The following is a 14,993-nucleotide window of genomic DNA, read 5'->3' as shown; positions in this document are numbered from 1 at the left end:
AGGTTTTAAGACTATCAAGTTCAGCTTCGCTTTTTTGAATAAGTATAAAAATTTGCTGGTTTTTCAAGCTTAATTTGAACCTTAAGTATAAATATTGATAATCTTCACCTATTATACTTTAGAAAAAATAAAACCTAACGGGTTTTAAAAACCCGTTAGGTTTGAGTGTTGTATGACTTCTGTAGAAAATACCCGATTTACTATATATGTAAGAGACTGTTATTTATTGTAACATACAATTTAACCGTTAAGGCTGTTTAAGGTTTTAAGAATATTAAGCTGAGCATCGCTTTTAGCATTTTACTTTGAAAACGGCGGATTTTCCTGATCCGTCTTAAGTATTAATTGCTTAACGGTCAAACATTAAATCTACTTCAATTTGTAAACCTCACTTCCGGCAAGCAATAAACAGCCTAAGCCATAGTCTTCAAAATCCGGTTCTTTGCTTACAGAAAGCGGCTGGCCGTCTTTCGGTTCTTTTCCGGTTCCCTGTACCCAGCCCAGAAAACCATTTGGCTGCACAGAATCTTTTGCAATCGCATTCCATGCTTTAACCACAACCGGTAAATAAGTATCCCTGTCGATTAATCCGTTATTGATTCCGTACGCCATTCCGTATACGAACAAAGCGGTTCCTGTCATTTCTTTTCCACCAAAATTGGTTGGATCGTGCAAGCTGACATTCCAAAATCCATCTTCTCTCTGAATCGGGAGCAAAGCTGCCAGTAAATCTTTGTAATCCTGTAAATATTCCTGATAATGAGGATCAGATTTCGGGGTATCTTCCAAAGTTTTCGCCAAAGCAGCCACTACCCAGCCATTTCCACGGCTCCAGTAACAGTCTTCGCCATTGGGTTCTTTGTAAGGCGGCACAAAGCTTTTATCCCGCCACCAGATTTTATCTGCCTGGTTGTATAACCCATTTCCTCCATGCTTGTATTTTGTATACGCATACATTTCATAATTTCGATCAAAATACTTCTGCTCGCCTGTAATCCTGCCCAGTTTCGTGAAAATAGGCATCGACATCTGCAATGCATCAATCCACCACCAGTCATCCACTTTATCCGTAGCAATCATACTGTCCATGGAAGCTTTAACATTTTTAATTCTTTCCGGATGTTTCTTTCCGTCGATTTCATAAAGATCGATGTAGGTTTGCCCGCAGGCCTGGTGATCGGCATTTCTTGTGTAAGTTCCACGCATCATATCCCATTTATGGTGAGTTGCCCAGGACATTGCATAATCGTAATATTCTTTTTTGGGATCTACTTTGTACAATGCCATCAAGCCTTCATAATACACCGCCCGGGTCCACAGATTGCTTGGCCACACTTTTTTGCCGACAATGTCTTTTCCGGTATCCGGCCACTTGTTCATGAAATACTGATTGGCCCTTCTCGAAACTTCAAGAACCTCCTTCCTGTTTGGAATTTCAACCTTACTTGCAGTAGTTTGCTTCTGCACTGAACACGAAGATAAAACTCCGATGACCAATGCATAAATACCGCTTTTAATTAATGATCTTTTCATATCTTTTATTTACTTTATATAATTTTTCAGTTCACAGTTCTTCAGTTGCTTAATTCCTTTTACCACCAGTTCTGCATTCAGGACAGCTCCTGCTTCATTGGTATGCGTATGATCTTTCGGAAAGAAAGCCTTTACTTTTTCCGGTCCCATTTTCCGGTATTTTTCAATCACCATTTCATTTAAATCAATAAAATAAGCGCCGGTCTGCTTTGCAACTTGCTGGGCCCAGATGCCGTATTGATCTTTTTCGATTTTGCCTTTTTCATTAAATTCATTTCTTGGAACGGGAGAAACTATAATGGGAACTGCACCTTTATCTTTTGCTTCATCGGCATATTTTCTCATATAATAACCGTAAGTATAAACCGTTTCATTCACTTTACGGATCGGGTTATAAATATCTTTCGTCTCTTCTCCGATTCCTTTGATGGTTCCTCTTGCACGCAACGTGTCTGCCAGTTCACCACCATCGTTATGGCCGAACTGCATCAGAACATAATCGCCTTTTTTAATGGTTTTCATAATTGAGTCCCAGCGGCCTTCTGTGAGAAATGTCCGACTGCTTCTTCCGCCTTTTGCATGATTCTGAATTTCAATTTTATCCGTATTCAAAAATACATTCATAAAGCTTCCCCAGCCCCAAAGTGAATCTGAGCCTTTGCCTGAACCATTTTGTACCGTAGAATCGCCAATGATATAAAGCACAGGTTTATCCTGAATTTTCTGAAATGAAACTCCAAAAAAAGCTACCAGCAAAACAAAAGGGATAACGGTTTTGATTTTCATAATTAATTATTTCTTGGGGTTTACTGTATAAATATTCGGTTTCGGAATTTCTTTCACCGATTCATCCAGATAATAATCGGTATGTGGAGGCTGATTATAGCCTACATTCTGCCAGACAATGCTCAAACGGTATTGCGGATTGTGCATCAACGTATACAACCTGTGTTTTGTCGGAATGGTCGTAGAAAAAATTCTCAATTCCTGATTATCAGCCGTTCTGTACATCACCTCTTCACGCCAGTCTCCGAATAAATCGGCAACCAACGCAGGATTTTTCTTCGTTCCGTTATTAGATTCGCACTGGAAGTTTTTAGCATCAAAGATCAAATCCGATTTTTCATTTTTCCAGTCCCATTTTGAAACTGATGTTCCGTCCAAAATTTCGCTTAAAAAATCGCCGTCCCAATAAACTCCCATATTGGCAGGCGGGTTTTTATCACTGATTTTCTTTCCTTTCGTATTATAAATCCCTTTCAATCCGGCTCCGGCTGCCCAGGATTCTGAACCTTCGTAACGGGGATCAATATTTAATGATAGTCCTCTTCCGGGACCCTGAAATTTCCCCTGTTTGCTATACACTGTAGACGGCAGTTTCCATAAAACCTTTCCGGTTTTCCCATCTCTGAAATGGGCACCCGCATCATCAAACCTTTCCTGAATATCAAAAATTTCCAGTCCGGGATTTGATGGATCTAAGTCACCGACATGCAATGCATCACCGTGACCGTAACCTGTACTATTCAGAACTTTTCCATTGTCATCAACCGTCATTGCTCCGAAAACGATTTCATCTTTTCCGTCATTATCGACATCCGCAACCGTCAGATTGTGGTTTCCCTGTCCACGGTATTTTTTATTCTCTTCTGAACTTTCCGTATCAAAAAGCCATCTTAAACTGAGTTTTTTATCTTTGTAATCCCATGCAGCAATTGCCGTTCTGGTGTAATATCCTCTCGACATAATTATGTTGGGTGTTTTGCCGTCCAGATAGGCAACAGCTCCCAAAAACCGGTCGAGTCGGTTTCCTTTGGCATCGCCCCAGGTTTCCGTCATCTGTTCATCAGTTGGGTACAGACTGCCTGCAAATCTTGGGACTTCATAATTCACCGTATTAATTTCAGATCCCGTCTGTCCGTCAAAAACTGTCAGATATTCCGGTCCGGAAAGGATCATTCCGTTTTCATTGACGTAATTTTTTGTCGGGTCACCGATGAATTTCCCTTTTCCGTCTTTGCTTCCGTCGGCGGTTTTCATTATGATTTCCGCTTTGCCGTCCTGGTCTAAATCATACACCAAAAACTGGGTGTAATGTGCTCCTTCTCTTATGTTTTTACCCAAATTGATTTCCCAGAGAAACGTTCCGTTCATTTTATAAGCCTGAATGATTGGCGCATCCGTAAACCCTTTCTGGCTGTTGTCACGGGATTCTCCCACCTGATGCAGGATGATTTCATATTCGCCGTCACCATCCAGATCCGCCACAGAAACATCATTGGGTTTGTACCCTTTCGGTGTTTTCAGAGGAATTGAAAAATACGGTTTCTGATTGGCAATATATTTTGCAGAATCCATGTCAACCGATTGATCCTGCGTATTTGATTTGACGAAATAGGTATAATTCTTTGCTTTGTCGGCTGTCTTGTCTAAAAAATTAGTCTCGTGAAGTAATGATTTATCATTCAGCTTTTTGGTTGCATTATTTTCTGTACGGTACAAATCAAAATGCGTATCCTGAGCTTCTGTTCCGAGCATACGCCAGCTCACAAAAACGCCCGAATCTGAAGGCATGGCAACGATTCCTCTTTTCAGATGTTCCATCTGTTTTTGTGCAGACAGCAGCTCTGAAAAAAGAATTGCACCTAAAAATAATTTGAATTTTACATTCATAATTCTGATTTTATTATTTTGGCTAAAGCCATATTTGAAAACCTTTTGCAAACGCTAAAGCCCACTTCTCTTGATAATTTGTGATGATTTAATCCTTGGGTTTGAAACCTTGACAAGGATTTTTTACGGTGAATCTATCTCTTACTTTCTATTTTTACTTTGAATCGATGAATCTCGTTCCTCGATTTCTCGCAACCCGGCTTGAACGGAGCTCTTTTTATGAGGAGGAACGACGAACAAAAAAGCGGAAGCCCTTCGACAAGCTCAGGATAAATTACAGTCGGATTAAGCTGCCCAAATAAATTTTATCATGCAATTCAACCGATTGCACAAATTCAATTATTTTTTGAATGCCTGCTTCAACAACCACTTCACCCATTCTTCCGTTCCCTGCTCATTGGTAAAATCTGCAGGAAGTTTTTTGCCATCAATATATTCGTTGTAGCACCACGGATCTCCCAATGCGAAAACCGTCCCTTTGCCAATTTTTGCGATGGCTGCTATGTTTTTGCCTTCCGCAGACAATAATTCTTTTGCCGAATTTTTTACGGAAATCGTCGCCACTTCTTTCATATATAATTTCTGCTCAGAAAACACTTCATTCCCTGATGAAACGATCACTTTTCCCTGCTCAAATTCTCTTTTCTGAACACGGTTATAACTGTCTTCATTGAAATGAATTCCAAATTTTTCTGCCAGTTTATTGAAATTTTCAAACTCAGAATTTCCCTTATCGTTGCTCATTAAAACCAGAACGCCCCCTTTTTCAACCCATTTTACAAGGTTTTTAATGGATTTAGTGTCAATTAAATTAGCCTTTCCACCGTAAGCTTCTTTGTCAATATCGGCATCCACGATGATATAAATATTGGCATTTTTCAAATCTTTTTTAGTCGGAGCCGTTGTAAGTGTGCTGATTTCCGCGCCTTGTTTTTGAAAGATTTCTCCCAACAGAGAAAATCCACCGTTGGTCGTGTCATTCCACGTGTAATGCCAGGATTCCAATGCTTTGGTTTCTTTATTTTCTTTTTTTTCGTTGTTGAAAAAGTTGTCTAAAACGACTTTCGGTTTCTGCTGGGCATTGGAAAAACTGAATGTCAGCAATGTTCCCAGAGCAAATATTTTTAAGATATTTTTAGTCATAATTAATTTTTATTTTGAATAATGAATTGGAATTAATCGAATTTCGCCATCCAAGCCTGAAGGCTGAACGTTCCAGTTAGAGGCATCAAACGGCTTGTAGTCAATATTCACGAAATTGATTTCGTGGTAATTCCGCCACTGGATTTTATTTTGATCCATATAACGGATTCTGTTGGCCATTAAATTACAAACTTCAATCTGAATGGTATTTTTTCCTTTTTTCAGGTATTTTCCGATGTTGATTTCAAACGGAATACTCCAGACAATTCCGGCTTCCTGACCGTTGACCATTACTTTTGCACTTTCGTAGAGCTTATCAAATTTCAACAGATAATCGTCTGCATTTTTTTTCTTCAAATTTAAAGTGGTCGTATACACTCCCGTTCCCGAAAAACTCTGTGTTGAAGGATCTTCTGTGAAGTTAGTCCAGGGTTCCAATTTCTTCAAAGTTCTTGTCTTCGGAAGATCAGGACCGCCTTCTTTGAAAGTCAGTTGCCAGGGTTGGTTTAAAGCAAGAGGCGCATCGGCTTTTTCAGTGTAATTCCATTTTGGAACTGAATTGTCACTGTCTTCAGAAGCTTTTATCATTAAAGATTCTCCGGATTTCAACTGAACTCTCACTGAATTATTTTGAGTCTGAGCAAGTCCAAAATCTCCATTTTTGGGATTCATCAAAGCAACTTGTTTCCCGATAAAATTCAATGGAATATCTTGATTAATTTCCTTTGAAGTATGGTTGACAATGTAATAATATTTCCCACCATCAAACTGTCTTCTCACGAATTTCAATCCTGTATCCGTCAGTTTTTCTCTTTCAATGTTTAAATATTCCAAAGCCTTCGCAACATCAGAACTTAAGATAATTTTACCTTTTCCAAAGTTGGCAAATTTCAAATTTCCGGCTTGATCTTGAAACGGAATCTGATTCCATAAAGATTTCAACTGCGTTCTTCTTTTCTCCACTTCAAAATTTCCGGGAATATCTTTCGGTTCATTTTGGAAAATAATGGATGCTCCGTTTTGAACTAAATCCAAAATGTTTTTTAAAGTCGATTCTGGCAAATACGTAAGTTCAGGAATAATTAAAACCTGATACGCAGAACCTTCTTTAGAAAACTGAATTTTTTGATTTTCAGATTTCGATTCACCAATCATTTTATCCGAAATCATATCCAGCGAATAGCCCATTTTACTGAGTGTATTCAGATTTCTATACATCGGAGTGGGCACTAACCACTTTTCAACATTGTGAACTTTAAAAGTCGCATCCTTCCCTTTCGGACTCGCCCACTGGTCGTAAACCGGCCAGTACATCAACAATTCGTTATCCGATTTTCCACTCTGCAAAACAGATTGAGTCCTTTCGATGTAAGAATTTAATCCTTTCAAATGAGGCCACAAACTGTTTTCAGGAACGAAATTTACCGAAGCATAAAACAGCCATCCCGGAAACGGAATATCCGCCGGCGTATATGTTGTTCCGTGGTAAAAAACATGGTTGATTCCAGATAAAAACACCTGCTCTACTTCCGGTTTCGCCTGCGACCAGGAAGTTTTAAAATGTTCTGTTAACCAGGTAAAAGTTTCGTTGGATGTTAGTTTTTTGCCCGTTACATTTGCCGCAGAAGAAGCAAATTTCAACATATTAAAATCAGGCATATCTGATTTCTGAACGTCAGCAGTATCTCTTTTCAACCCCGGAATTTGAAAAATAGAACTTCCAAAAGTTTCAGATTCCGGAATATCAACAGCTGCGTACAAATCCAGCAGATTTCCCGGCGAACCGTGTGCCTGGTTGGTGTTTTTTGAGCTTTTTGAATGCGCCCAGTTGGTAAAATCCTTGGTGAAACGGTTTAAAATCAGTTCGCTCAACGTTTCCCTGTAATCTGATTTTACTCTTCCGGCAATTTCGCTTTCCTCATTGCTCACCAGATATTTGATGTACGGACTTAAATCGTAGCCCCGCCTTTTTTTGAATTCATTTAAAAAATCCGGTGTCCAATCGGCGTTGTAAACTTCATAGCTGTCATTGAAAAAAGAGCGGATTCCGTAGTTGGAATTTCCAAAAGCTTTGTCAAAAGTTTTTAAATAATCTTTGGTTGCATCCGGTGAAAAGTGGTCTAAAGTGTAGCCTTCGCCACCAGGCGCGGCACGTTTTACCTTCTGTAAAGTCTTACCCACAAAAACCGCATAGATTGTCCATTTCCCTGAATTTGGTTTCCAGTTTAGAGAACCATCAGCATTTACTTTCTCAGTTAAAACGACCGCTTCATTTTTTTCGTTGTAAGCGGTAACAACATCAAGTTTTATCGTTTTTAAATTCTTCTGTTTTTCGTCTTTCAGAACAATTTTATCTGCAAGTTTTTCCCCTGATAAAACCGTGTACGTCTGAACAATTATTTTAGTTGCAGCATCGGCTTCATCAACCTGTGGTCCGCCGATGGGCCAGCCCGTTCCGACAGATATATCAACACCCATATTCAGGGTTTTTGCTTTGTTGGTCGTGAACTGAAGCATTTTCATCCATTCCGGAGACAGGTAATTAAGGTATTGTTTTTCAAAACCTTTTGCGCCATAAATTGGAACGATTTCTACGCCACCAAATCCTGATTTTGAAAGTGTGGTCAGTTGCTTATCCAATCCCTTTTCGTCAACGGCATTCCCCATCCACCACCAGCGTGTCCAGGGTTTTGCGGTCTCCGTGGTTTGCGGCCACGGGTTTTGTGCGGAAAGGTTTCCGAAGGCAAAACAGATGAGGCTGAGACTGACTATATTTTTAATTTTCATTTTGTTCAATTTTGCATCGTATTATATCTGATTTCATATTTCACCGGTTTCACATGATGTTATTTATATATTTCACAGGGTTTCACCCAATGCTATTTATATTGAACCACTTCGTGGTTCTGTAAACTTTATGCTTAACGGATCTTTCAATTTCCATCCGGTTTTAAAGTTTCCATAAAGATACTTTCAGGCCAACGGAATTTTTTGATATCATCAGGTTTATTGGGATCAAAATTTTTATAGTTTTTTGAAATGTATTTTTTTAAAGGTAAGTTTTGATCGACAATGGATTTAACTATACATTGTGCCAATTCGTACGCTCCATACGTATTAAAATGCGTATCATCTGCCAAAGCCATCGGCTGATTGGGATAGGCGTTTGCAGGATAATGGACAAATGCTTTCTTTGCCGCTTCCGGTCCCATTGCCTCAAACAGGGTTTTGCTCATCGCATTCAGATCGATTAAATCTGCTTTTTCTTCCTTTGCAATTTCCCGCACTGCATCAGGAAAATCATCCAACGTATTGACAATTTTATTGTTTTCATCAAAGACCCTGCGGTTCATTGAAGTGACCAAAACAGGAATCACTCCCAGTTCCCGGGCTTTTAAAATCCATTCTTTTAGTCTTTTTCTGTAACCTGATTTAATGCTGTTCCCTGACTTCTGGTCATTATGCCCAAACTGGATGAACAGATAATCTCCCGGTTTTATTTTCTTCCAGATTTTATCGATTCTATGGCGGTCTTCAAACGCTTTTAATGTTTCTCCGCTTTCGGCGTAATTGGCAATCACGACTTCATTCGGAACAAAAAAATACGGCAACATCTGTCCCCACGATGCCCAGGGTTCGTACTGTGCATCCACAACGGTAGAATCTCCGGTCAGATAAATGGTTTTAGCTTTTGTGTTAGGTTGAATAATGACCGAACAAACTTTCGGAGCTTTGTCATTGAATTCAATCGTCAGCAAATTATCCCAATGTAAATATTTTCTTTCTCTTGGCTTTAATTTGACAATTCCGATTTGAGTTCCGTCCTGATTTCTAATAATACTGTCTTTTACATGAACGGTGATTTTTTTTTCAAGAACTTCGCCTTGCTTTGTTTTCACATCGTTCAGCATTAGTCGGCGGTTTTCTACCCGAACCGTTGCTTCTGATATTCCTTTAGAATCCCCAAGATTTAATGTAATATCATAATTGCCTTCAGGAATTATCACAGAGAAATAAAAGGGTTTATCACTGGTAATAAAATCTCCCGTTAAAGCATTGCCACCGTTATCAACAGATTTCAAACCGGAAATATCCATAAATCCGTAACCTGTTTTCTTATCAAATTTTGAGGTTGATGTGATGGGAATAAATCCGTTTTCGGTTCTTTCTGTGCCAAAATCAAACTTAAAAGTCGTCTGTTGTGCGAACAAAAGCGAACCTAAGAAAAGCGTCAAAAATTTTATCCAGTTCTGCATCTTAATCTGTTAAAATATTTTCTTTTGGCATGGTAAACTGCTTATTTTCATCGCCCAAATCAGGCAGACCAAAATAGAAATACAAGGTTCTTTTAAACGTTCCGTTGAGATGATTCGATTCACTTTCAGGTCCTAAAGTCGAAGTATCATTATTAATATTAAACGCCAAAACAGTTCCCAACGGAGGAATCGCATCGAGGAAAGAAATATTTCCGGTTGGCAGTTTCGGATAGCCTTCGGCACCGTAAATTCCGTAAAAGTCAAAAAGTCTGACGAACATTTTTTCTTCTTTCGTTCCAACCGTGATTTTTCCTTCTGCTGTATTTAATTGCAACCACGAAACATCATCGAAATAGCCTTTAAATTCAGGATAAATCCAAGGTGAAAAACCTGTTCGGGTGGAGTTCTTCAGATTTTGCCAGACATTATAAGTTTGTCCTTGGGTTCTGTTTTTCCAGACGTGATACGGGCCTTTGCCAAGCCATTTTGCACTGATGACGTAATTTTCGGGATAATCAAAACTTACACCCGCAAATGCGTAATCTCCGGAAAGCGAATATTCATAATTTAGTTCTAAAATTCCGTTCGGACTCAGTTTCCAAACTGCTTTTTTTCTGTCTTTATATAAAACCTGAATAACCTGATTCTGTCCTTCTGCAAAAGATTTTATGGATGATAATTCTGTTGTTCCATTCACGAAAACCGGTCCGTTTCGGAAGGTTATTTTCTTGCCTTTCTTGTCTAAAATGACAGACTTCAACAATCCATCTTTTTTACCAAATGAAAATTCTTTTTCGTCTGATTTTAAAATAAATAATGAGTCATTTCCTGCAACAGAAACCGGAGATTCTTTGATTAACGATTTAGAAAATTGTATTGCTATTTTTTCATTGGAAGAAATTTTCCAGGTCCAGGTATAGATTTCTTTTCCGAAAGAATCGGTTGCAGTCAGCATTAACCCTTCACTTTCTTTCCAGTTTTGAAGAAGATTTAATTTAATATTTCCTTTTTCTATCGGTTTAATATTTGGAGATCCCGCTTTTCCATTTTGAATTACATCAAATCCAGATTCTGAAGAAAATGGTGTTTTAAATTTAACCAGTTTCCATTCAAACTGACATTCATTTAAATTGGTAAAATGATATCGGTTTTCGACAGGGATTGTTCCGTTAAAATCATCCGGCAAGGTTTTCAAATCAATTTTTACCGGACTGTAAATTTCCTTAATCGCGTAAAAACTCCCTTCTTTTTCACGATGCGGACCCACCACTCCATCCGGAGCGTTGATTGCATTCACATCAATCTGATTGTTGAAATCGGTTCTCACCAAGCCTTCATCGGCAAACGCCCAAAGAAAACCGCCCGCACCTTTTTTGGAATTCCAGTGAAGTTCCCAATAATCGGCCAGAGAAGTTCCGCCACCGCCGTCATCCTGCGCGTGCAGAAACTCGGTCGGCATATAAATATTTTCGCCTTCAAGGTTTTTTTTGGTGCTGTAATAATCTTCGTAATGATTACAGTCGATTTCGTTGAACGCATTTCCGGGCTTGTGATGCGCGTGAATGACGGGACGGTCTGACAGGTCATATTTCGCATATTCCGCATCCAGATCAAAATTGTGTCCGCCTTCGTTCCCATTGCTCCAGAAAATGATAGAAGGATGATTGGCATCTCTCGTCACCATTTCTTTCACGAGCTTTTTACCGATTTCGGTGCTGTATTTTTTTTGCCATCCCGCCAATTCATCCAAAACATATAAACCGAGTGAATCGCAAATCTGCAGGAATGATTTATTAGGTGGATAATGAGAACATCGAACCGCATTCATATTCATTTCCTTGATGAGCTGAACGTCCATCAAATCGATGTTTTTATTGACAGCCCGTCCGGTTTCAGGCCACCAGACGTGACGGTTGATGCCTTTCATTTTGATCTTGGTTCCGTTGATGTAAATTCCATCGCCTTTTCTGATTTCAATGGTTCTGAAACCGAATTTCTCTTCGCTTTGGAAAATATTTTTTCTGTTTTTATTGAGACTGAATTTTGCTTTGTATAAATTGGGCGTTTCTGCTGTCCAGAGTTTTGGATTTTTAACGGCAAATTGAATCTGTTTTAAGGTATCTCCTTTTTGAATTTGAATCTGAGATTCTGCAACCAGATCATTTTTAGCATCAAAAATTTCGACCTTTAAATTATTAACCGATTGAATTCCTTTTAAATGAACATTAGAACGGAAAGTTCCGTCTGCTTTGGCGTCAATTGATGTGGATGAGATATTTTCTTTTGGGGCTGATTCAAGATAAACCGGTCTGAAAATTCCTCCCAAAACCCAATAATCTGCAAGACGTTCTGCGTTGTTGACCGATTTATCAGCAGACATTTTAGAAACTTTGACTTCAAGAACATTTTCTTTTCCGAATAATATTTTATCGGAAATATCATATTTGAATTCATAAAAAGCACCCTGATGAATTTCGCAGGCTAATTTTCCGTTGATTTTCACTTCAGTATCGGTCATTGAACCTTCAAAAACAATATTGACTGATTTTCCTTTCCAGGAATTGGGAACGGAAAATTTGTGTTTGTACAAACCTACTTCATCATTGAATTTAAAATTCTTGCCGTAGGTTACGTAATCCCTTCCATAATTGTACGAGCCGAATCCCTGCTGTTCCCATTGTGAAGGAACCTGAATTTTATTCCAGCTTCCCGATTTTCTTCCTCCGGTTATCCAAAAATCCCATTCTTTGGTATGCTCAGAATCTGTCCCGCTCAGGAATTGGATTTCCTTAGACTGAGCATGCAGAAACTGGGAGCAAAAGCATAAAAGAACAAATATTTTGGAAAGATAACTCATTTAGCGGCAATGTCTGAATCGTCTTTTTTATCATAAGATTGTGTGATAGAGGCGACCTGGGTTACCTTGATATTTTTCTGCTTTAAATTCTGAATATTGTTCAGGTTCTGCATTTCAGGTTTTAAAGCTTTAATTTTAAAGTTTTCAAATGTGAAATCCTTCAGATCAAATAAGTCTGATTTTTCAATAGAAAACGCTGTTTCGCAACTGAGGTCGATATTTTTTATCGTGATATTGTTGGCCAATCCTTTTGCAGGTCTTTCCTCGCCTTTTAAATCAAAAAACTGATTCCAGCCTTTTACGTAGAGGAACGTTTTTACATTTCCGGTAATGTTGTCAACGGTAAGATATTCGTAATGTTGTGGCGTGTCCGGACGCATTTTTAAATGTAATAATCTTGATGCATCTTTCACTTTAGAATTTCTGAGAATTACATTATAGTTATGAATGGATTCGCTACCGCAAGTCAAAACGCTGTGGCAGAATCCAAAACTGTTGTCTTCGATGAGAATGTTTCTGTTTTCGCCATTATTTGGATCTTTATCGGACTTAGGACCTTTTCCGCCTTTTAAGGCAATGGCATCGTCATTCACCGACATATAGCAGTTTTTGATCAGGAAATTGGTACACGCATCAATGTCAACGGCATCTGTACTTGGCGCTTTTACGGGTTCTTTCGGAGCTAAGATCGTAAGGTTTAATAATTTTACAAAATCACTTTTGTAATAATGGGTGCTCCAAAACGGTGAATTTTTAATGGTAATTCCTTCTACCTGAACGTTTTTCGAATTGGAGACGTAGATAATCCTGGGTCTCATTTCGTCCATATTGGTGCATTTAGGATTCCATTCGCGTCTTTTCCAGAATGATTTCCAGAAACGGAGCCCGTTTCCGTCTAGCGTTCCTTTTCCTGAAATCGTAAATCCATTTAATCCGTCTGCATTGATCAGGGCCGGAAAATATTTTACCGTCTGGCCTTCCATTCTTGTTGTGACTACGGGAAAATCATTGATATCATCGCTTCCTTTCAGTTTTGCCCCGTTTTCAAGATGCAGATGTGTTCCCTGTCTGAAGAAAACTGAACTGATCAGGAATGTTCCTTTCGGAACAATGATAACACCGCCGCCGTTTTTAGCTGCCAAATCAATAACGGCCTGAAGTTGTTTGGTCTGGAGAACTGTACTGTCATTCTTCATTCCATTTTCTGTCAGGATGTATTTTTTTCCTAATTTATTGATGTCTGTAGGCTTGTTTTCTTTGAACCATTTCGGGATTGCTGTTCCATCCGGAAAATTGTCCTGACTTTTCAATGCTGATGAAAGGAAGAAAAGCATACAAGAAGACAGCAAGGAGGTTAATATATTTTGAAATTTCATAATCTTTTTCAGGAAGTTCTGAATTTATTTTAATTAAAACAATTAATAAAAATAAAAATATACATTTTGGGAGCTTACAGTATCCTGCTCTTTCATGTTGGAGTTATTAAGTTTTGGTTACATCCGGTTCTACAGCTCTGTAACGGTTCAGGATAATTTAATACCTCTTATTCTTATTGGGTTCAGAATTTAAAATCATGGAATTTAAAGATTTCCGGGAAAGAAATCTTTTGGAAGTTCTAAAAGGAAGCTTATCGCAAATACTTTGATGATTGTCAAGTGCCAGCCATTGAATATGGAGCAGCTGATCAGATTTTTCATTGAAAAAATCCTGAATTTTAAGGAAATGTAATTTTATGCCTGATGAATAGAATACCGGAGCCATGAAGTAATGAAGCATCAGTTTGTAAAGATTGCGGCGGTACGATTGAGATACAATGGATCAATCTCAAAACTTGGGGACTAGGCAAAAAGTTTAGACAACCTGAACAGGAAAAATGYTTTATCCCGCACGCCTCTTAATTGTAATCTGAAGTTTTTTATTTTAGCATTGAATGACTCGGCGGAAGCATTTGTGCTTCTTCTTTCAAAATAATTGAGAATCTCATTGTAATGATKTATTATGGTTTTTCTGAGCACTGAGAAAGCTTTAAATCTTGATTCTTCCACCTCWTTAAACCCAATGTGCCAGTTTCAACATTGCAACGGATTTTTGAATGTTTTGGTTGTAAATTTTCCTCAAGCCATCAGATAAATTGTACGCTTTTTCTAAATCAGACCAATGTGCCAGTTTCAACATTGCAACGGATTTTTGAATGTTTTGGTTGTAAATTTTCCTCAAGCCATCAGATAAATTGTACGCTTTTTCTAAATCAGGATATTGCGRGAATAAGATTTCAGCTCGCTGATTTTGCGATGCAGTCCATTTTTCTCTCGTTTTGTAGAGTAAATACCTGCTTCTTGCCAAAAGTTGCTTTCGGGTATCGCCATTTTCAAAAGTTTCAATCTCGGTGTTGTTTTTCTTTTCTTTTGCTTCCAGGAGCAGATTGTTTTCCTGCTCAATAGCTTCCCAACGGTGGTTTATCCTTAATTCCTGCAACGCTTCTATGGCTAATTTCTGAACATGGAATCGGTCGATAATTTGTGTGGCATTGG

The 14,993-nt window shown here is 38.5% G+C and carries 10 protein-coding genes; all 10 read right to left on the bottom strand.

The features are described 5' to 3' along the window. Positions 1-369 precede the first annotated feature (369 nt). Complete coding sequence (locus ASE55_RS09875) at positions 370-1,533, bottom strand: glycoside hydrolase family 88 protein (protein WP_056218599.1); 1,164 nt, start codon at positions 1,531-1,533, stop codon at positions 370-372. Between the two features lie 9 nt (positions 1,534-1,542). Further along, entirely contained in the window at positions 1,543-2,319 is a 777-nt protein-coding gene (locus tag ASE55_RS09870) for a rhamnogalacturonan acetylesterase (RefSeq protein ID WP_056218597.1), read from the bottom strand. Between the two features lie 6 nt (positions 2,320-2,325). Further along, entirely contained in the window at positions 2,326-4,206 is a 1,881-nt protein-coding gene (locus ASE55_RS09865) for a rhamnogalacturonan lyase (protein WP_056218595.1), read from the bottom strand. Positions 4,207-4,545: 339 nt separating this feature from the next. Continuing rightward, the gene (locus ASE55_RS09860) at positions 4,546-5,349 is read right to left on the bottom strand and encodes a DUF4350 domain-containing protein (RefSeq protein WP_056218594.1); all 804 of its coding nucleotides are present in this window, start codon (positions 5,347-5,349) and stop codon (positions 4,546-4,548) included. 9 nt (positions 5,350-5,358) lie between these two features. Next, complete coding sequence (locus tag ASE55_RS09855; protein ID WP_056218591.1) at positions 5,359-8,136, bottom strand: glycosyl hydrolase; 2,778 nt, start codon at positions 8,134-8,136, stop codon at positions 5,359-5,361. Positions 8,137-8,282: 146 nt separating this feature from the next. Then, on the bottom strand, positions 8,283-9,605 hold the full coding sequence (locus tag ASE55_RS09850; RefSeq protein ID WP_056218589.1) for a rhamnogalacturonan acetylesterase: 1,323 nt from the start codon (positions 9,603-9,605) through the stop codon (positions 8,283-8,285). Between the two features lies 1 nt (position 9,606). Beyond that, positions 9,607-12,462, bottom strand: coding sequence for a glycoside hydrolase family 2 protein (locus ASE55_RS09845; RefSeq protein WP_056218586.1), 2,856 nt, complete (start codon positions 12,460-12,462; stop codon positions 9,607-9,609). Then, complete coding sequence (locus ASE55_RS09840) at positions 12,459-13,838, bottom strand: glycoside hydrolase family 28 protein (RefSeq protein ID WP_082474474.1); 1,380 nt, start codon at positions 13,836-13,838, stop codon at positions 12,459-12,461. The genes ASE55_RS09845 and ASE55_RS09840 overlap by 4 nt, the downstream gene beginning before the upstream one ends. Before the next feature lie 462 nt (positions 13,839-14,300). After that, complete coding sequence (locus tag ASE55_RS20750; RefSeq protein WP_262483815.1) at positions 14,301-14,477, bottom strand: transposase; 177 nt, start codon at positions 14,475-14,477, stop codon at positions 14,301-14,303. 34 nt (positions 14,478-14,511) lie between these two features. Further along, positions 14,512-14,993 (bottom strand): transposase (locus tag ASE55_RS20745; protein ID WP_185116288.1); only part of this gene is annotated, 482 nt, incomplete at its 5' end.

The sequence above is a fragment of the Chryseobacterium sp. Leaf201 genome (assembly GCF_001421435.1).
GTDB lineage: Bacteria > Bacteroidota > Bacteroidia > Flavobacteriales > Weeksellaceae > Chryseobacterium.
This window is presented reverse-complemented; position numbering and strand designations above follow the sequence as displayed.